The organism is Bartonella harrusi (genome assembly GCF_024297065.1).
GTDB classification, from domain to species: Bacteria; Pseudomonadota; Alphaproteobacteria; order Rhizobiales; family Rhizobiaceae; genus Bartonella; species Bartonella harrusi.
The window spans coordinates 603,189-622,921 of the sequence record NZ_CP101114.1 but is presented as its reverse complement, the minus strand read 5'-3'; the positions used below and the strand labels follow the sequence as shown (position 1 = coordinate 622,921).

Annotated in this window: 15 protein-coding genes, 2 tRNA genes and 1 pseudogene; 8 read left to right on the top strand and 10 right to left on the bottom strand. The window is 38.8% G+C overall.

All coding sequences use genetic code 11. From position 1 onward, the window contains the following. Positions 1-11 precede the first annotated feature (11 nt). The 5 genes from rpsJ to rpsL all read right to left on the bottom strand — a co-directional run bounded on the left by rpsJ (position 12) and on the right by rpsL (position 4,610). Positions 12-320, bottom strand: a complete 309-nt coding sequence (gene rpsJ, locus NMK50_RS02860; protein WP_005773267.1) for a 30S ribosomal protein S10 — start codon at positions 318-320, stop codon at positions 12-14. A 67-nt stretch (positions 321-387) separates the two neighbouring features. After that, complete coding sequence (gene tuf / locus NMK50_RS02855) at positions 388-1,563, bottom strand: elongation factor Tu (protein ID WP_144756285.1); 1,176 nt, start codon at positions 1,561-1,563, stop codon at positions 388-390. Positions 1,564-1,624: 61 nt separating this feature from the next. Next, a complete protein-coding gene (gene fusA, locus NMK50_RS02850; RefSeq protein WP_254770800.1) occupies positions 1,625-3,709 on the bottom strand; it encodes an elongation factor G in 2,085 nt (694 codons plus the stop codon). A gap of 26 nt (positions 3,710-3,735) precedes the next feature. Beyond that, the gene (gene rpsG / locus NMK50_RS02845; protein ID WP_254770799.1) at positions 3,736-4,206 is read right to left on the bottom strand and encodes a 30S ribosomal protein S7; all 471 of its coding nucleotides are present in this window, start codon (positions 4,204-4,206) and stop codon (positions 3,736-3,738) included. A gap of 32 nt (positions 4,207-4,238) precedes the next feature. Then, positions 4,239-4,610 carry a 30S ribosomal protein S12 gene (rpsL, locus tag NMK50_RS02840; RefSeq protein WP_254770798.1) on the bottom strand — a complete coding sequence of 124 codons (372 nt, stop codon included), beginning with the start codon at positions 4,608-4,610 and terminating at the stop codon, positions 4,239-4,241. A 490-nt stretch (positions 4,611-5,100) separates the two neighbouring features. Here rpsL and xth point away from each other — a divergent pair, with 490 nt between their 5' ends. The 5 genes from xth to NMK50_RS02815 all read left to right on the top strand — a co-directional run bounded on the left by xth (position 5,101) and on the right by NMK50_RS02815 (position 9,287). Further along, a complete protein-coding gene (gene xth, locus NMK50_RS02835; protein ID WP_254771167.1) occupies positions 5,101-5,883 on the top strand; it encodes an exodeoxyribonuclease III in 783 nt (260 codons plus the stop codon). Positions 5,884-6,011: 128 nt separating this feature from the next. Continuing rightward, positions 6,012-6,917: a transporter substrate-binding domain-containing protein gene (locus NMK50_RS02830; protein ID WP_254770797.1), complete on the top strand. Its 906-nt coding sequence runs from the start codon at positions 6,012-6,014 to the stop codon at positions 6,915-6,917. A gap of 140 nt (positions 6,918-7,057) precedes the next feature. Continuing rightward, entirely contained in the window at positions 7,058-7,810 is a 753-nt protein-coding gene (locus tag NMK50_RS02825) for an amino acid ABC transporter permease (protein ID WP_254770796.1), read from the top strand. A gap of 2 nt (positions 7,811-7,812) precedes the next feature. Further along, the gene (locus NMK50_RS02820; RefSeq protein WP_254770795.1) at positions 7,813-8,529 is read left to right on the top strand and encodes an amino acid ABC transporter permease; all 717 of its coding nucleotides are present in this window, start codon (positions 7,813-7,815) and stop codon (positions 8,527-8,529) included. An 11-nt stretch (positions 8,530-8,540) separates the two neighbouring features. Continuing rightward, on the top strand, positions 8,541-9,287 hold the full coding sequence (locus tag NMK50_RS02815; protein WP_256481486.1) for an amino acid ABC transporter ATP-binding protein: 747 nt from the start codon (positions 8,541-8,543) through the stop codon (positions 9,285-9,287). Between the two features lie 1,356 nt (positions 9,288-10,643). Here the strand turns inward: NMK50_RS02815 and NMK50_RS02810 are convergent. From NMK50_RS02810 to NMK50_RS02790, 5 genes are all read right to left on the bottom strand, one after another. Then, positions 10,644-13,367 carry a valine--tRNA ligase gene (locus NMK50_RS02810; RefSeq protein ID WP_254770794.1) on the bottom strand — a complete coding sequence of 908 codons (2,724 nt, stop codon included), beginning with the start codon at positions 13,365-13,367 and terminating at the stop codon, positions 10,644-10,646. Positions 13,368-13,522: 155 nt separating this feature from the next. Then, positions 13,523-14,089, bottom strand: a complete 567-nt coding sequence (locus NMK50_RS02805) for a DUF2497 domain-containing protein (protein ID WP_254770793.1) — start codon at positions 14,087-14,089, stop codon at positions 13,523-13,525. Positions 14,090-14,339: 250 nt separating this feature from the next. After that, on the bottom strand, positions 14,340-15,665 hold the full coding sequence (locus NMK50_RS02800; RefSeq protein WP_254770792.1) for a TolC family outer membrane protein: 1,326 nt from the start codon (positions 15,663-15,665) through the stop codon (positions 14,340-14,342). A 28-nt stretch (positions 15,666-15,693) separates the two neighbouring features. Further along, on the bottom strand, positions 15,694-16,368 hold the full coding sequence (locus tag NMK50_RS02795) for a protein-L-isoaspartate O-methyltransferase family protein (RefSeq protein WP_254770791.1): 675 nt from the start codon (positions 16,366-16,368) through the stop codon (positions 15,694-15,696). A gap of 225 nt (positions 16,369-16,593) precedes the next feature. Then, positions 16,594-16,667, bottom strand: a tRNA-Cys gene (locus NMK50_RS02790). Between the two features lie 185 nt (positions 16,668-16,852). On the opposite strand from NMK50_RS02790, the gene NMK50_RS02785 reads away from it, so the two are divergent. From NMK50_RS02785 to NMK50_RS02775, 3 genes and pseudogenes are all read left to right on the top strand, one after another. Continuing rightward, positions 16,853-16,927, top strand: a tRNA-Asn gene (locus NMK50_RS02785). A 344-nt stretch (positions 16,928-17,271) separates the two neighbouring features. Further along, positions 17,272-17,487, top strand: a pseudogene (locus tag NMK50_RS02780) (alpha/beta hydrolase); the annotation flags it as partial. After that, entirely contained in the window at positions 17,484-19,655 is a 2,172-nt protein-coding gene (locus NMK50_RS02775; protein WP_254770790.1) for an isocitrate/isopropylmalate dehydrogenase family protein, read from the top strand. The pseudogene NMK50_RS02780 and the gene NMK50_RS02775, both read left to right, overlap by 4 nt. The last annotated feature ends 78 nt before the right edge of the window (positions 19,656-19,733 follow it).

Genomic DNA, 19,733 nt, shown 5'->3' with positions numbered 1-19,733 from the left:
GTCCTCAAACCTCAGAGCTTAATCTCTACATCCACACCAGCAGATAGGTCGAGCTTCATAAGCGCATCCACTGTTTGCGGTGTTGGATCAACAATATCAAGAAGACGTTTATGTGTGCGCATTTCAAACTGCTCACGACTCTTCTTATCAATGTGTGGTCCACGATTCACTGTAAACTTCTCAATCCGCGTTGGAAGCGGAATAGGACCACGGACATTCGCACCAGTACGCTTGGCAGTCGACACAATTTCACGTGTTGATGTATCAAGAATCCTATGATCAAATGCTTTCAAGCGAATGCGGATATTTTGACTGTTCATGCTCTTTTATTTCCCTGTCATGTAAAACGCCTTTTTTAAGAACAAGGCGTTTTTTTAACAACCACTCTTATTCAATGATCTTAGAAACGATACCGGCGCCAACAGTACGACCGCCTTCACGAATAGCAAAACGAAGCTTCTCTTCCATCGCAATGGGAACAATCAAAGAAACATCCATCGCTACATTATCGCCAGGCATAACCATCTCTGTTCCTTCTGGAAGCGTCACTATTCCTGTCACATCCGTCGTACGGAAGTAAAATTGCGGACGATAATTCGTAAAAAACGGAGTATGACGGCCTCCTTCATCTTTCGTTAAAATATAAGCCTCTGCCTTAAAACGCGTATGTGGTGTAACTGAACCAGGTTTCGCCAAAACCTGACCACGCTCAATTCCTTCTCGATCAACACCACGAAGCAGTGCACCAATATTATCACCTGCTTGCCCTTGATCTAAAAGCTTACGGAACATTTCAACACCTGTAACCGTCGTCTTAGATGTAGGACGAATCCCTATTATTTCAATTTCTTCCCCAACCTTGATAACACCACGTTCAACACGACCAGTAACAACCGTACCACGACCCGAAATCGAAAAAACATCCTCAATCGGCATCAAAAATGGCTGATCAACAGGACGTTCCGGTGTAGGGATATAATTATCAACTTCACTCATCAAAAGACGAACCGCATCTTCACCAATGCTTTTATCTTTATCTTCAAGAGCAGCCAATGCAGAACCTTTCACAATGGGTATTTCATCTCCTGGAAAATCATATTTTGATAACAGCTCACGCACTTCAAGCTCAACAAGCTCCAAAAGCTCAGCATCATCAACCTGATCAACTTTATTTAGAAAAACCACAATCGCTGGAACACCAACTTGGCGTGCGAGAAGAATATGCTCACGTGTTTGAGGCATTGGACCATCAGCAGCAGAAACAACCAAAATCGCTCCATCCATCTGTGCTGCTCCTGTGATCATGTTTTTCACATAATCTGCGTGACCAGGGCAATCAACGTGTGCATAGTGCCTCTTCTCTGTTTCATACTCAACATGCGCTGTAGAAATGGTAATTCCACGGGCACGTTCCTCTGGTGCCGCATCAATTTGGTCATATGCTTTAAATTCACCAAAATATTTCGTAATTGCTGCTGTCAACGAGGTCTTCCCATGGTCAACGTGACCAATCGTACCAATATTAACATGCGGCTTCGTACGTTCAAATTTGCTCTTTGCCATTTGAGCTCTCCATTTTCCGTCCAAATCAAGGACTAAGTTAAAAATTAATAATGTAATAAAATTACACGTATTTCTTTTGAATCTCCAAAGCAACAGCCGAAGGAACAGGCTCGTAATGATCAAACTGCATCGTATACTGCGCACGCCCCTGACTCATCGAACGAAGAGTATTCACATAACCAAACATATTTGCCAAAGGAACCATTGCATTCACAACTGTGGCAATACCACGCGCCTCAGTTCCTGAAATCTGTCCACGACGAGAATTTAGATCGCCAATAACATCGCCAACATAATCTTCCGGAGTTACAACCTCTACCTTCATAATGGGTTCAAGAAGCTGCGCACCAGCTTTCTTTGCTCCATCACGAAAAGCAGCACGAGCAGCAATCTCAAAAGCCAAAACGGAAGAATCAACATCGTGATAACCACCATCAATCAAAGTCGCCTTGACACCAAGCATAGGAAATCCTGCAAGAGGCCCCGACCCCATAACACTCTCAATCCCTTTTTGAACACCTGGAATATATTCCTTAGGAACTGCTCCACCAACAATCTTTGATTCAAAAATAAAATCATCCCCTTCATGAGGCTCAAAAACAATTTTTACACGAGCAAACTGCCCAGCACCACCAGATTGCTTCTTATGCGTATAATCAATTTCTGCCATTTTAGTAATCGATTCACGATAAGCAACTTGAGGCTGTCCAATATTTGCTTCAACCTTAAACTCACGCCGCATACGATCAACAATAATATCAAGATGAAGCTCGCCCATTCCAGCTATAATAGTCTGCCCTGATTCCTCATCAGATTTTACACGAAATGAAGGATCTTCAGCCGCCAAACGATTGAGCGCTATACCCATTTTTTCCTGATCTGCCTTCGTTTTTGGCTCAATCGCGATCTCAATAACAGGCTCAGGAAAATCCATCCGCTCTAAAATAATAGGCTTTAAAGGATCGCAAAGCGTATCACCCGTTGTTGTCTCTTTAAGCCCAGCAAGAGCAACAATATCACCAGCAAACGCCTCTTCAATATCCTCACGAGAATTTGAATGCATTTGAAGCATGCGTCCCAAGCGCTCCTTCTTTCTTTTTACGGTATTTTCAAGAGAAACACCTTTTTGAACTTTACCGGAATAAATACGACAAAAAGTCAACGAACCAACAAATGGATCATTCATAATTTTAAAAGCAAGCATAGAAAGAGGAGCATCATCCGAAGATTCACGTGTTATTTCAGACTCAGTCTTCACATCAATACCACTAATCGCCGGAACATCAACAGGAGAAGGAAGAAAAGAAACAACAGCATCTAAAAGCGGCTGAACCCCCTTATTCTTAAAGGCTGTACCACATAAAACCGGATGAAACTGAACCTCTATCGTTCCCCTACGAATAAGAGCAACAAGCTCTTCATTGGTTGGCATATCACCTTCCAAATAAGCTTCCGTCGCAGCTTCATCAACTTCAACTGCCATCTCAATTAATTTTTCACGATATTCTTCCGCTTTCTCTCTTAAATCAGATGGAATTTCACTGACAACCGCTGAAGCACCAATGGAACCATCCCACTTCAACGCCTTCATCTCAACAAGATCAACAACACCTTCAAAATCATTTTCAGCACCAATTGGCAACTGCAAAACAAGCGCCCTAGCCCCCAACCGCGAACCAACCATTTCTACACTACGATAGAAATCAGCACCTATCTTATCCATTTTATTAACAAAAACCATACGCGGTACACGATACTTCTCAGCTTGCCTCCAAACAGTTTCTGTTTGAGGCTCGACACCAGCGTTTGCATCCAGCAATGCTATCGCGCCATCAAGAACACGCAAAGAACGCTCAACCTCAATTGTAAAATCAACGTGCCCTGGCGTATCAATGATATTAAAGCGCCGCTTTCTACCATCACGCCCTTCCCAAAAGGTCGTTGTCGCAGCAGATGTAATGGTAATACCACGTTCCTGCTCCTGCTCCATCCAGTCCATTGTAGAAGCACCATCATGGGTTTCACCAATTTTATGACTCTTACCCGTGTAAAACAAAATACGCTCAGTCATTGTGGTCTTACCAGCATCAATATGCGCCATAATACCAAAATTACGATAGTCTTCAATTTTATATTCACGAGCCATTGTATTTGCCTTAATTTAAAACACGCCTACCAACGATAGTGAGCGAACGCACGATTAGCCTCAGCCATACGATGAACATCTTCACGCTTCTTTACCGCAGAACCACGGTTATTAGCCGCATCCATCAACTCACCAGAAAGACGATCAATCATTGTCGCCTCATTACGCCCACGAGCCGCTGAAATCAACCAACGAATAGCAAGAGCTCGGCGACGATCAGGACGAACATCTATAGGAACTTGATAAGTAGCACCCCCAACACGCCGCGAACGAACCTCAATATGAGGAGCAACATTCTCCAACGCCTGATGAAACAGAGCCACAGGATCTGTCTTCGCCTTCTTCTCTACAACATCAAGCGCACCATAGACAATACGCTCAGCAACTGACTTTTTACCATCAAACATAATGGCATTCATAAATTTCGTAACAACCAAATCACCAAATTTAGGATCCGGATTAATTTCACGCTTTTCTGCTCTATGGCGACGGGACATTGGCTTTGTCTCTCAATATTACTTTAGATGTTTTATTTTGGACGCTTTGCGCCATATTTTGAACGACGCTGTTTACGATTCTTGACACCCTGCGTATCAAGCAAACCACGAATAATGTGATAACGAACCCCTGGCAGATCCTTCACACGACCACCTCGAATCATTACAACAGAGTGTTCTTGAAGATTATGCCCTTCTCCAGGAATATAACCAATCACTTCAAATCCATTTGTCAAACGAACTTTAGCAACTTTACGAAGTGCAGAATTTGGTTTCTTCGGCGTCGTTGTATAGACACGAGTACAAACCCCACGCTTCTGCGGATTCGATTGAAGAGCAGGAACCTTATTGCGCTTAACTGGCGCTATACGCGGCTTGCGAATCAACTGATTTACGGTAGGCATGCAACCTTCCTCTTTTCGACCTAAATTTGTCTCACCCACTTGGGTCTTTTATTCATTTATCTGATATCCGATAAAATCGGAGCAAACAACTAAACTCACACACAAAATCGGGCATACCTGTTATAAACAGCTTACCCGATTACAAGCAGAGAAGGCAATAGCCTTTTGCACCAGCATTTGCTTTTAATCTTAAAATAAAACACGTTTGAATGAATTCCTGAACAAACACCAAAAACTATTAGTCATTCTCACGTCATTTATATTATTCTCTAATAGCGAGAACATATACATTCGTCAAGAACTAAACATTAAAAAAATTTTTAAAATGAAAATAAATGATACTTTAAATTTGGCTTTTACAGAAACTCTTGATAAATTCAATTCCCATAAGAACATCTCTCTGCACAGCATATTGTGGATATCCATAAAACACTTTAATTTTGTAATTCAACAAATTGAATATTAAAATAGAATATAAACAATGAGCGACATGAAAATAGTAACGTGGAATATTGCTGGAATAAAAGCACGACATGAGACACTGTATCAATGGCTACAACAAAGTCAGCCTGATATAGTTTGTTTACAAGAAATTAAAAGTACCGATGAAAATTTTCCACGCGACGCAATTGAAGATTTAGGTTATCACATAGAGACACACGGACAAAAAAGTTTTAATGGCGTGGCGATACTCTCTAAAAAAACACCTGATGAAGTTATTCGCCGGTTACCAGGCAATGAGAATGATGAACAAACACGATACATTGAAGCCATTTTTTCAATAAATAAAAGCGTTATCCGCGTTGCTTCTCTCTATCTACCGAATGGAAACCCTGTCAAAAGCGAAAAATATCCTTATAAGATGCAATGGATGGAAAGATTATACGCACATGCCAAATCTTTGCTTGCCTATGAAGAACCTCTCATTCTCGCTGGTGATTATAATGTCATTCCTACCTTATTAGATGCCAAAAATCCTCAGCAATGGAATCAAGATGCCTTATTTCTCCCACAAACAAGACAAGCGTTCCAACGCATTGTTCATTTAGGTTTTTATGACGCTATTCGTAATGTCACAGAAACCCCCTCATTTAGCTTCTGGGATTTTCAAGCTGGTGCATGGCTTAAAAATAATGGGATTCGCATTGATCACTTTCTCTTATCACCAGAAGCGGTCGATCAACTTATCTGTGCTTATAGCCAAAAAGAAGTAAGAGGATATCAAAAACCTTCAGACCATATTCCTGTTTGGGCGCATTTTAATTTCAATTAACAAAGTACACTACCTAATTCCTGAGATAAAAAAATATCCCACCTAAAATATAATTGTGCTAGACCATGCATAGAAATATATCTTAAACAATAAACAAGAATAAAAATTGTAAATAAACGGAGGACATAATGAAAAAATCACTGTTACTATTTATTATTGCCACTGCCATTGGGCTCACCAGTATCGCACATGCTGGGAATGATACACTTGAAAAAATCAAGAAAACGGGAGAAATAACACTCGGTGTCCGTGAATCATCAGGTCTAGCCTATGCCCTTGGCAATAATAAATATGTCGGTTTTCACACAGAAATGGCAGAACGTATTATTGATGATATTTCAAAAAAAGTTGGTAAGCCAATTAAAATTCATTATCTCCCTATCACATCACAAAATAGAATCCCTCTTTTAAAAAACAGAACCTATGATTTTGAATGTGGTTCCACAACAAATGACATTGTGCGCAGTAAAGAAGCGGCATTTGCTTACACGACCTATGTTGAAGAAGTTCGAATTGCTGTAAAGAAAAACTCTCATATTAAATCTCTTGCTGATTTAAATGGAAAAACAGTAGCAACCACCACAGGAACAACATCTGTTCAACTTATCCGTAAAAATAAACGTGCGAAAAATATTCACTTTAATGTTGTAAAAGGTAAAGACCATGGGGATAGTTTCCTATTATTAGAATCTGGTCGTGCAGACGCATTTGTTATGGATGCTTCAATTCTTGCTGGCCATATTGCCAAATCAAAAAATCCATCTGATTATGTAATTCTTGATCCGGTCCTTTCCGTCGAACCCATCGCTTGTATGCTTCGATTGAATGACAAAAACTTTGAAAAAACAATCAATGATAGTATCGTGCGCCAAATTAAAGACGAATCACTTGAAAAACTTTACAATAAATGGTTTATGCAACCAATTCCGCCTGCAAATACTATTATCAACCTGCCTTTATCTAAAGCAACCAAACATGCTTGGGAACATCCAAATAATAAGCCTCGCGAGGAGTATGGTGAAAATAATTTGTAGAATTTAGAAAAAAAACAACCACACTCTTTTGAAAATCGAGTGTGGTTATGTTTTAGTTTATTTTTTAATAAATTCAGCATATGGAAGTAAGCTAATTTATTATTCTTTTACAGATGACTAAATTTAGGAAATATCAATTAATGGACTTTTCTTTCCTTTGTACAGATGATCTTACCCAAACGCTCGTGACGGGATGCCTTGGAACTCCTGGTGTAAGCCATACCTATTTAGATACACTGCTTGATGGCTTTAAAAATACAGTTATATTATCAGTCTCTTCGCTAATCTTAGCTGTATTTTTGGGTATCATTATAGGAACAATGCGCACTCTACCAAACACTTCCATAATCTATTGTTTATTGCGTACCCTTGGAACTATCTGGGTAGAAGTCATGCGTAACATTCCTTTGCTTGTACAAGTGTTTTTATGGTATTTTGTTGTTCCTAAGATTTATCCACCAGCAATGAATTTTTCACCTATTCTGCTCATAACATGTGCCTTAGGATTCTTTACATCCGCTCGTGTCGCGGAACAGGTTCGGTCAGGTATTGAGGCAATCCCTTCTGGACAGCGCTACGCAGCCATGGCGATGGGATTTACAACTTATCAAGTTTATCGTTATATCATCCTACCGCGTGCTATACGCACAATAATGCCTCCTCTTACTTCAGAAGCAATGGGGATTGTAAAAAACTCGTCTATAGCATTCGCCGTTTCAATAAATGAGCTGATGCAATTTCAATATCAAACGATTGAAGAAGTAAGTCATGTTTATGAAAACTATCTCATCGTTACGATTCTTTATATTTTTATAGCCTTATTCGTCTTTATCATTATGACAATAATTGAGCAGATGCTCAAAATTCCTAATTTTCAAACAGAGGAACACTAAATATGATGAATTTCATAACCTCCAAGTTTGGATTTTTTTCTTCTTTCAATTTTTCAGACTTTGATTTTTCATTTTTTACTTTTGATATATTCTATTCTTACATTCTGTCAGGCCTGCTTTTTAGTGTTTTTCTCACTCTTTTTGCAACGGTATTAGGACTTATTTTCGGCACATTCTTAGCAATGATGCGGCTTTCCTCTGTGAAACTGCTCTCTTGGCTTGCAATAATTTACATAACAGCCATGCGTTCAATACCTCTTGTTATGGTTATCTTGTGGTTTTTTGTGCTTTTACCTTTTCTAACCGGAACGTCAATCGGTGCCAACAAATCAGCACTCATTACCTTCACCGCATTTGAAGCCGCTTATTTTGCCGAAATTATGCGTGCCGGTATAAATTCTATTTCACAAGGACAAAAACACGCTGGACAAGCTCTTGGAATGACATATTGGCAAAATATGTACATTGTAATTCTTCCTCAAGCCTTTAGAGATATGTTGCCAGTTTTTTTAACCCAAGTCATTATCCTTTTTCAGGATACAACGCTTGTTTATGCAATCAGTGGTAATAGTCTTTTAAACGGCTTTGATATTGTTGCTAACAATTTTGGTGTAAAGCAAGAAGCTTATATCTTGGCAGCACTTTTTTATTTTGTTATCTGTTTTACATTGTCTCAGATTGTCTTATATCTCCAGAAAAAAATATCCATTATTCGCTAATAGGAAAAGAAATGACTACGCATATGATCGAAATAAAAAATGTTTCCAACTGGTATGGCGAAATTAATGTTCTTAAAAATTGCACAACAACTATCAACAAAGGAGAGGTTGTTGTGGTGTGTGGACCATCAGGTTCAGGAAAATCAACACTCATTAAAACCATTAACGCTCTCGTCCCGTTCCAAAAAGGAGAAATTTGGATTAATGGGATACCAGTTCATTCAAAAAAAACGAATTTACCTAAATTACGCAGTCAGGTGGGAATGGTATTTCAGCACTTCGAACTTTTTCCGCATTTATCTGTTGTAGAAAATTTAACAATTGCACAAATCAAAGTTTTAAAGCGCAGCAAAAAAGAAGCACTCGAGCATGGTTTGTTATATCTTGAACGCGTGGGACTTATCGATCATAAAAATAAGTATCCAGGTCAACTTTCCGGAGGTCAGCAACAGCGTGTTGCTATCGCTCGTGCTTTAACGATGGATCCGCTCATTATGCTTTTTGATGAACCAACTTCTGCTCTAGATCCTGAAATGGTAGGTGAAGTGCTCGATGTCATGATCAGCTTAGCAGAAGAAGGTATGACAATGATGTGTGTAACACATGAAATGGGATTCGCACAAAAAGTCTCTGAACGTATTATTTTCATGGATCAAGGAGAAATTCTTGAAGACTGCTCATCTAAAGAATTCTTTTCTGATCCGCAAGCGAGAACACCACGAGCACAAGATTTTTTATCTAAGATTCTTAGCCATTAATCATTCTATTAGGACCACAATGCTTTCTCTGTTGTAAGCTTAGACGTAAAAAATCAACATCTAATAGAAAATACGCTAAAAATATTATATTAAAATATTCAAGAATTGCCGTTTTTAAAATATCACCAACTAGCAATATTGCTGCAGGTTTTTCACATTCATCACAAATGGCAAAAGTATGCTCTTTGCGTAAGAGAGGAATCTAAGCTCAACCTTTTACTTCGGCTTTTCATAGGTTATAGTTAAGATTGCTATGTCGCAAATGACTTTTCTCGCCTTAAGCAACATATTTCCAAGCATTGCTTAACAAGAGGTTTTTCTTTCTTGCTGAAATTCTGAGAGCACTGTGCTACCTGTACAAGGCTTTTCTCGCTTCCTTTATCCCTCTAAAAACATTTTTCCTAAATGATACTGAACGATAGATTTCTATAATTCATCGCAGCCTGCATATAAAGACGATCAGCATAAGAAGGATGAGGTTTTACAGGTGATTGAGGAAGGCTTTTTTCATATAATCTGCAAGTTTAACCAATGTATCATCAACAAAACTTTCATCTACTGAAGCAAAATGCATACCTTTTTTAACCAATAGATGCAAAAAACTGTGTGCCCTATAAATCATCCTCAGGGACATCATCACCCTCTGCATAGGTATAGCTAAGTTTCTAGAATGCTCCAATATCTTCCATATCTTCTACATAATTTAACACTGAAAGCGCCTGATTTACTTACCCATTTTTATAAGCAGAAACACCACGTTTCAAAAAATAAAACGAATCACGAATAGAATTTTACACGTTATTTCACCTATTTCATAAGCAAAAGAACGGAACTCTGTAGAATAATAAGCACAGCTTCCCGCTGCCTCAAATCTGTCTAGACTCTAAAACTTTCCTGTTCTTTTGGTTTGAATGATCACATCTTCTAAAACTTCTTTGTATAGACTCAAAACCTTTTTAATAAAAAAATATTCCGCATATCAAAATTCTAACAAAAAGATAAATAAAAATTGCAAAAAATATTGAATCAAAAGAATCTTTTCTTTTCATCTACAATAAATTGATTTTTAAAAACAAATTATCATTCTACACTTTGTAATAGATCGCTTAATATTATATATTCTTTTACTTTAATATTATTATTATGCAACAAAAAAACCCCTCACTATGGAAACAGATCTGCTAACAGTAGGATAAAAATGAATATAATATTTAAAAACGTTTAAACATGCGATTAATAAGAAGCTTTCAAGATACATAAATAAAAAAAACAGTACTAACGCATTATTTAATCAACATAAAAATGAAAAAATCTTTTGATGTTTCATTACAACATTCATGAGAATAAAAGATTTAATTACATCAAACGTTCTAAAGCAGCAGAGACTTTTTTCTGTGCAGCATGCAATTCCACAATCCTGTTGCGTTCAATCTCAACAATCTCTGGTTTTGCATTTGCTATAAATTTAGGATTGTTTAATTTAATCGCTATTTTTTCAATATCCTTTTCAATTTTACTAATATCCTTCATCAAACGAGCACGTTCAGCTTCTAAATCAATCAACTGCCCCAATGGCAAACAAAAAACAGCTTCTTCCAAAATCATTTGTGCTGATACAGCTGGAACTTCATCAGAGAAACGAATGGTTTCAATACGCGCTAATTTTTTAAGAAGAGCATCATAGCGCTGCACACGCTCTTGCGTTACTTTTCCCCCTTCTACAATAACAAGAGGCGCTAATGTGCTTGCGGGAATATTCATTTCAAAACGTACAGAGCGAATTCCACTAACAACATCAATAAGCCAATTAATATCAGCAGCGGCCTCTTCATCTACAAATATCGCCTCTGGCCATTGCACCAACGCTAACATATCTGTACGCTTCATGTTTGGCGTTTCTGTAAGAGACCATAGCTCCTCTGTCATATGAGGCATAAAAGGATGCAAGATCTTATAAACTTCATCTAAAACCCATGCAGTACAGGCTTGAGCCTCACTTTTAGCCTCTTCATTCGAACCTTGAAATAGAGGCTTAAGAAGCTCCAAATACCAATCACAAAATGTATTCCAAATGAAACGATAAAGAGCGCTAGCAGACTCATTAAACTTATAATTTTCAATACCAGTAGTAACTGCTGAAATGGTTTTAGAGAGCTCTGTTAAAATCCAACGATTAAGCGCAAGTTTTGCCTTTTCTGGCTTAAAAGCCGGGTCGTGCTTAACACCGTTTATCTTTGCAAATCGTGTAGCATTCCATAATTTCGTAGCAAAATTACGATAACCAGCAATACGGGAAGGATCAAGCTTTACATCACGCCCCTGTGCCGCCATAATTGCCAAAGTAAAACGGAGTGAATCTGCACTATATTGGTCAATAAGCTCTAATGGATCAATAATATTTCCCTTCGATTTTGACATCTTTGCTCCCTTCTGATCTCGGACCAAAGCATGCACATAAACCGTTGGAAAAGGAACCTCACCCATAAAGTGAAGTCCCATCATCATCATACGCGCAACCCAAAAAAAGATAATATCAAATCCTGTAACTGATAACGATGTTGGATAAAAGGTAGCCAATTCAATTGTTTTGTTTGGCCACCCCAGTGTTGAAAAAGGCCAAAGAGCAGATGAAAACCATGTATCTAAAACATCTTCATCACGCTTTAATGCAACCACTTCACCGTAATGAGAGAAGGCTGAAGCCAAAGCTTCTTTTTCACTTTTTTCAACAAAAACCGCTCCATCAGGGCCATACCAAGCGGGTATCTGATGTCCCCACCATAATTGGCGCGAAATACACCAAGGTTGAATATTTTGCATCCAATTAAAATAGGTTTTCTTCCAACTATCGGGAACAAATTGCGTTTTTCCTTGCTGAACAGCCTCTATCGCTGGCTTAGCTAATTCTGCCGCATGAACATACCATTGATCTGTCAAGAATGGTTCAATAGGCACTCCACTACGATCTCCATGAGGAACAGTGTGAGAATGATTATCAACAGCGGCTAGATAACCTCTCTCTTCCATCAGAGAAACAATCTGACTGCGTGCAAAAAAACGATCAGATTGATCTAAATTTTCCACTAATATTTTTAATTCATCGGATAAAACCAAACCATCAAAAAACGCTTCATTTTCACGCAGAAGAATCTCAGCTTTTTTCGTAAAAATATTAATCAAACGTAGATTGTTGCGCTGCCCTACTTCAAAATCATTAAAATCATGTGCTGGTGTAATTTTTACAGCACCACTTCCTGCTTCAGGATCTGCATAAGGATCACCAACAATTAATAACCTACGACCAACCAGCGGCAAGATAGCATTTTGTCCTATAAGACTTTTATAACGATCATCTTCAGGATTAACGGCAATGCCTGTATCACCAAGCATTGTTTCTGGCCGCGTTGTCGCTACTGTGATAAAAGTTGTAGCATCATTCGGATCAAAAACCTTACCTTCAAGCGGATATCTAAAATGCCATAAATGACCTTTAACTTCTTTTTGCTCCACTTCAAGATCGGAGATAGCTGTTAATAATTTAGGATCCCAATTAACCAGGCGCTTATCTTTATATATCAACCCTTGCTTATAAAGTGTAACAAAAACTTCACGAACAGCCTGGGATAACCCCTCATCCATTGTAAATCGCTCACGTGACCAATCACATGAAACACCCAATCGACGCAGCTGGTTTGCGATAACTCCACCAGCTTTGTGACGCCATTCCCAAATACGCTCAATAAATTTTTCCCTTCCCATTTCTTGACGCGTTGACTCTTGACACTCTGCAAGTTGACGCTCTACAACCATCTGCGTAGCAATTCCTGCATGATCCATACCCGGCTGCCATAAGACATTTTTGCCCCGCATCCGCTGAAACCGAACCATAATGTCTTGAATTGTTGTATTCAGCGCATGTCCCATATGAAGTGAGCCGGTAACATTAGGAGGCGGAAGCATAACACAAAAGGGTTCAGCATCACTTTTTGAACCTACTCCTGCTTCAAAAGCACCACGAGCCTTCCACCTCTTTGCAACCCGTTGCTCTATAGAAGCAGCATCATAGTTTTTTTCTAACATTTCACCTACTCATAACGCCGCTGGAAAACACTGTACCTGATCTAAAATTTGATCATACTACCTGCAAACCTCATTGATTGATATTAAGTCTACAAAATTGCAAACAAAATACTTAAAAATAAAGAGAAAAAATAAAAATAATAAAAAATAACACGTTAAGATGATTTCTTAATTGTTTTAACAATCTCTTCACGCAAAATATTCTCCAGCAAAACAGGCAACTGACTCTGTAACCATTCTGCTATAGCTGGACGGAGCACATCCTTTGCAATCTTCTCGGCAGAAGAAATACAATATTCAGATAATTCCAAACGCCCAGAAGCCATATTTTTCATCTGTGATAGAGAATCCTCATCACGATATTCTTTTGTTTTATGAATAGAGTCCTGTTCTTCAGAAGAAAGCTTCACATTTTGCATATCTACACCAATCGTATTATTTTCTGCCTCTCTCTTTTCTTGCTCTTGTGTTAACGAACAATCTTTGTTCTCAGAAGAAAGCCCAATACGATCAGCTAAAGCCTTCATTGCATCATCAACCGATAAAGTTGTATCATAAACACCTTGCGATCCTCCTTCTAAATGATTTGCAGGAGCATTCATTGCAACACCTTCATTTAAAAAGTGATCAGATTGAATGGCATTTTCTTCGATTATTTCACGAATAGATGTCAAAATCTCATCCATACTTGGTTCACGTAACACGCTTGAACTCTGTACCATACTTAAAAACCTCTCAAAGATGCAACGACAAACAGAATCATATTCTTAGTGTAAGCAAAAGAATCATAAGATCAACATATCTCGTCTTAATATTTTCAAATGTGGTTATTCCGAGTAAGATGCTACACACAATTTTTTCTACTTAAAGAACGAGATCGAACCACCCTCTTTTCTAATAGGCGCAACTATTGATATATTGATCTTTTATAGAATGAAAAGCCTTCGTAGATTCAAAAGTGACTTTTATGTGTTATCGAAGAGGTTTATTTTTTTTCAAACCTAGATAATCTGCCGTCAACTTACCAATAGAAGACTGAACACTATAGCTAGCAACAACAGCGTTACGTTCTGCAGTTGCAAGTGCAATTTGAGCATTAATCAACTGAGTACGAGAATTCAAAACATCCAGTGTTGTCGCCTGCCCCACACGATTTTCTTGAACTCGCCCCTTAAGAGCAATTTCAGCGGCACGAACACTCTCACGATAAGCAACTAACGATGCGCGCGCTCCCTCTAAGAGAAACCACGCAGAGGTAAGTTGCTGCCTTGTATGGCTATAAGCTAAATCAAGCTGTAGATGAGCCTGCCCAAGCTGTTCCTTAGATTGACGAATCTGAGCAGACGTACGCCCACCTTCAAAAATTGGCACACTCACGGATACCCCTATTGATTTAGAAACGCCATCCTCTCCAGCACCACTGTAAATCCGATTATAAGACGCTGTTGCAGAAAAATCCACTTTAGGAAGCAATACTCCTTCTTTAGCTTTTACATTATAAAGTCCAGCATCAACCAAATATTTTGCATAAAGAATTGCTGGATGCAGAGCAACGCTCAGTTGATAAGCGACATCAAGATTAACTGGTAAATCTTTTGCTACTGGTGGACGTTTTAATTTTTCAGGATCAGAACCAATAACTTGCCGATAAACTGCCTCTGCTGATTTTACATCAGCACGTGCAAGGCTCAATTCTGAAACAGCAACAGAACGTGCAGCTTGCGCTTGAAAAAGATCAACACGCCCTCCCTCTCCCACATCAAATTTTGCTTTATTCGAACGAACTTGTTCTTCAAGGGCTGCCAAATTTTCTCTACGAAGATCAGCGATACGACGTGCTTGATATACATTAGCATAAGCGGTTACAGTATCAAGAAACGTATTTTGCTCAATATTACGAAGATATTCATACTGTGCTCGCAGCTTAACCTGAGCTGAAGAAAACATATTTTGCGTGATAAAACCATCGAATAATCTTTGATTTAATCTTATTCCGATAGATCCAGAAGTGGTATAAGGACCCGCCATGGATTTACTTCGCCCATAACTTCCAACCCCTTCAATTTGTGGCAATAAGCCAGACCGTGCAATAACCACATCATCACTCGATATACGCACAGCGGCACGTTCACTATTCAGCTTAGCATTATTCATATAAGCTTTAGCAAAAGCATCCATCAATGTTTCAGCACAAACAGATCCTGATATAAAACTACTAACCCCCAGCAACAAGAATGCCTGAATTTTTTTGTTCATTTTGAATACACTATACACAATAACAAACCCCAAATTAATCATAAACTCATCTTTACAAACAAAACAAACGCTAAAATACAAAATCAGGCGTTTTTAAAAAACTAGAAAGACTTTTTACAGCAAGGTTAAAAGCACGACGCCCCGCAATCACACCATCTTCTTTTACATAGATTCGCGCTACACCAGAATTACCGTGTCCTTCAACGGCAACGAGACGGCCACCGTCTTTCATTTGCTCAAAGAGATCCTCTGGAATAAAATCAACAGAACCTTCAATAAAAATCAGGTCATAAGGCCCCCCAACAGCATATCCCTGCTCCAAAGACCCATAAACCACGATCACGTTGTCACACTGATTTCGTTTTAAAGTCTTAGAAGCACGTTCTGAAAGAATTTCATCACTTTCTAATGCCACAACAGATCCTGCAAGTTTTGCAAGCAATGCTGCACAATAACCACTATTTGCACCAATATCTAAAACAATATCCGATGACTTTACAGCTGCAAGTTGAAGCAATTTAGCTAACGAAGCAGGTCCCATAGAATAGCGTGGAGGGAACTCATTTCGCGCTAAAGATACGATAATATCAGTATCAAGATAACTTAAAGCTTTCATTTCTTCTGGTACAAAATCTTCACGTGGTACCATTAAAAATGCTTCAAGAACTGATAAATCTGTTACATCGACTGTACGAATTTGATTGTCAACCATTTTGCGACGAAGTTCTGCAAAATCTGCAACCATAACACCCCTTTTCTCCTACACACGACAAGAACACAACAAAACGGTAATAATGAGAACCTATAAAATCCTCTACTATGGGTGTTACAAAAAAATACACGACAGTCAACAATTTGATTCTAATTGCATATTTTATGTAAAAGCGTTTTGCCATGAAGGAAAGCAGTTTACTTGCCTATATTACCTCTAAAGTCCGTCTTATTTTATATCATCTGGTTTTATATCATCTGGAGGCCTCGCCCGGAATCGAACCGGGATACAAGGATTTGCAGTCCTCTGCGTAACCATTCCGCCACGAGGCCTCATCGATAAACACATTCATGTCAATAAGGGAAGGCAATGCATCCGTCAAGGTGTAGAAATTTTCTCTGTTGTTTTTTCCTCTTTTTCTGCAATTTATAACATTTTTTTTAAAAAAAATAATTTTATCCTTTGCAAATCAGTATTGCTTTGCTATAGCCTTTACAGATGAGCAATGATGCACTGTTCCTCGGTAGCTCAGCGGTAGAGCAACCGGCTGTTAACCGGTTGGTCGCTGGTTCGAATCCGGCCCGGGGAGCCATATTATTTTTATCAAAACTGTAGCTTGTTGTAGCTTGCCACTAGGTTTTGCATAATTTGACACTGGGTTTTGCAGCAATTCATTTTTTTCACAGAGCTTTTAAGCGGTTCTCAGAGAAGCTTTAAGAGGTGTTTAGAACCGCTTTTATGATTCTTACCTTGCTCTGCCCAGAATCACAATTTAAGATGATACATCTCTTCCAGCAATCCCCTTATTTGATATCTAAAATCTGTAAGATATGCATGCAGAGACCAACAAATTTTGTATCATTTGCATCATATTTTGTAAAAATGACCTCATTTTCAAAGGATTTTCATTTTTTCAAAGGCTCTCAAAGGACCTTCTTAAAAATGGATGCTAGGGATGAAATTATCAAGTATACTGGCAAGTTTTTAGCTTTAGTAGGTGAAAAGTCGCAACTTGCAACTATAGGCAACCAAACGAGAAGCCATGCTATAAATCATGAGTATAAGATTATCTCTGGTGCAGGTATGCGGTTATGGGATGATAATCCTGTTATGACGAATAAAATTCTTTCTGAATGGATTGATGGATTATGAAAAAGAAAGTTCTTGTATTACCTGGTGATGGAATAGGACCAGAAGTTTGTGATAGTGCACTGGTGATTTTAGAGCAATTGAAATTACCAATTGAATTAACCTATGGAGATATTGGGTGGGAATGTTGGAAACAAGAAGGGGATCCTGTTCCTCAAGCGACTTGGCAAAAAATTGCTGAAAGCGATGCTGTTTTACTTGGTGCTGTGACCAGTAAAGGGAAAGAAGCTGCTTTAAAGGAACTTGCGCCACATTTAAAAGAAAGGCAACGGACCTATGTTTCACCTGTCATTCAACTTCGCCAAAAGTTAGACTTGTTTGCCAATATACGTCCTATAAGATACATTATTGGTCCAAGAAAGCCTTTTCATTTTTGTGTTATCAGAGAGAATAGCGAGGGTCTCTATGCGGGGGGACTTGATTTTCGCGGTATATCTCCTGAAACAGAAACGTGGTTAAAACATCCCAATCTAGAAAGATATGGCCTTGAAGATGCTGCATGGACAGTACGGTTGCAGACACGCTTTGGTTTAGAGCGGATCTTTGAATATGCTTTTTCTTATGCACGCAAACATGGTTTTAAACGGGTTACTTTTGCTGATAAGCCAAATGTTATGCGAGAAAGTGGTCAATTTGCTCAAGAAATTTTTGAGAAAGTTGCTCAAAATTATCCGGAGATTGAAGCAGATATTCACAATGTTGATGCGGTTGCTTTATGGATTGCAACAAAACCAGAACAGTTTGGTGTGATTGTTGCTGAAAATATGTTTGGTGATATTCTCTCTGATCTTGGTGCTGGAGTAATGGGTGGATTGGGATTGGCTCCTAGTGCAAATGTGGGAAGTGAGATTGCTTATTTTGAACCTGTTCATGGCAGTGCACCGCGCATTGCTGGACAGAATAAAGCAAATCCTTCTGCTATGCTCTATACCACAGCTTTACTCTTGGATCATTTAGGTTTTAAAGAGGCGGCGCAACAATTGTCGGAGAGTGTTGATCATGTTATTCGTGCTGGAAAAACGGTGACCTATGACTTAGGAGGTTTAGCCACCACACGTCAAATGGCTGAAGCTGTTGTTAATTCTCTTGTAAATCCTGTCCCTATTTGTCGAGCAGCGATTATTACGGTCGGTGATGAACTTCTTTCCGGACAGTATTTGAATACAAATTTGCAGGATTTGAGTCAAAGCCTGAACAAGAGAAACATCCAAGTTACACGCCATTTTGTTTGTGCTGATCAATTACAGCAAATCAGTGAGACAGTGATTGCTTGTCTTGGACAAGAAAACCTCATCATTATCAGTGGAGGATTAGGACCAACGTCTGATGATAAAACCCGTGATGCGATTGCACAAGCTGTGCAAAAGCCCTTAGTCCATCATGAAGTGGTATGGCAAACAATAAAAAATCAATTGCAACGGTTAGGGATTGCGCCGGATACCAATAATGCCCGTCAGGCATTGTTTCCTGAGACGGCAAAAGTTCTTGATAACCCTACGGGGACAGCGCCTGGTTTTTATCTCTCCTGTAGTGGGAGTTCTCTTGTGGTCTTGCCTGGTCCACCCACACAGGCTCTTTCGCTGTTAGAACATTATTTAGAACACGGTGAGCAGAGGTATTCTACTGTATCGCGTGCTCAATATGCGTGGACTTTGATTGGAATTGATGAGAGTACCATTGCGCATTGGGTTGATAGTCATTTTGCCAATGAACCGTTTGAGAGGCATTTTTTATGGAAAAGTCCTTATGTTCTTGTGCAATTGATTGGTAATTCATCAACACCCTTAGCACAGCATTTAATCGAAGAATTTGAAGATCATTTTCGTCCTTACTTGGTTGGTGCAGAAATTACCACTGCTTACCAACAATTAGCGATGCATACGGAAGTGTATTGGCTAGCAAATGATCCGATGCTTTTAAAATATTTTCAACCAACGGAAAAAAATGCGAAAGATCTTCCACAGCTTGAGGTTAAGGTTAGCTTATCGCCTTCTTTAGAAGTATTAGAAAACCAAAAAGAAAGTCTTGGACATGCGACTATGACTGTACGAATTGACGGGTTTAGTGATGATCATATTACGTTTCCCTATACGCGACCACTGTTAGGTGTCGTCTTACAGGAATATGCAGCTTGGTTAGTTTTAAAAAGATATTTGCAAACAGAAACTTAAAAATAAAATTCTGAGGGATTAGGGATTATAGAAAGACTCTCCTAGTTATTATTATAGTTTAGGTTAAAGGCGGTGTCG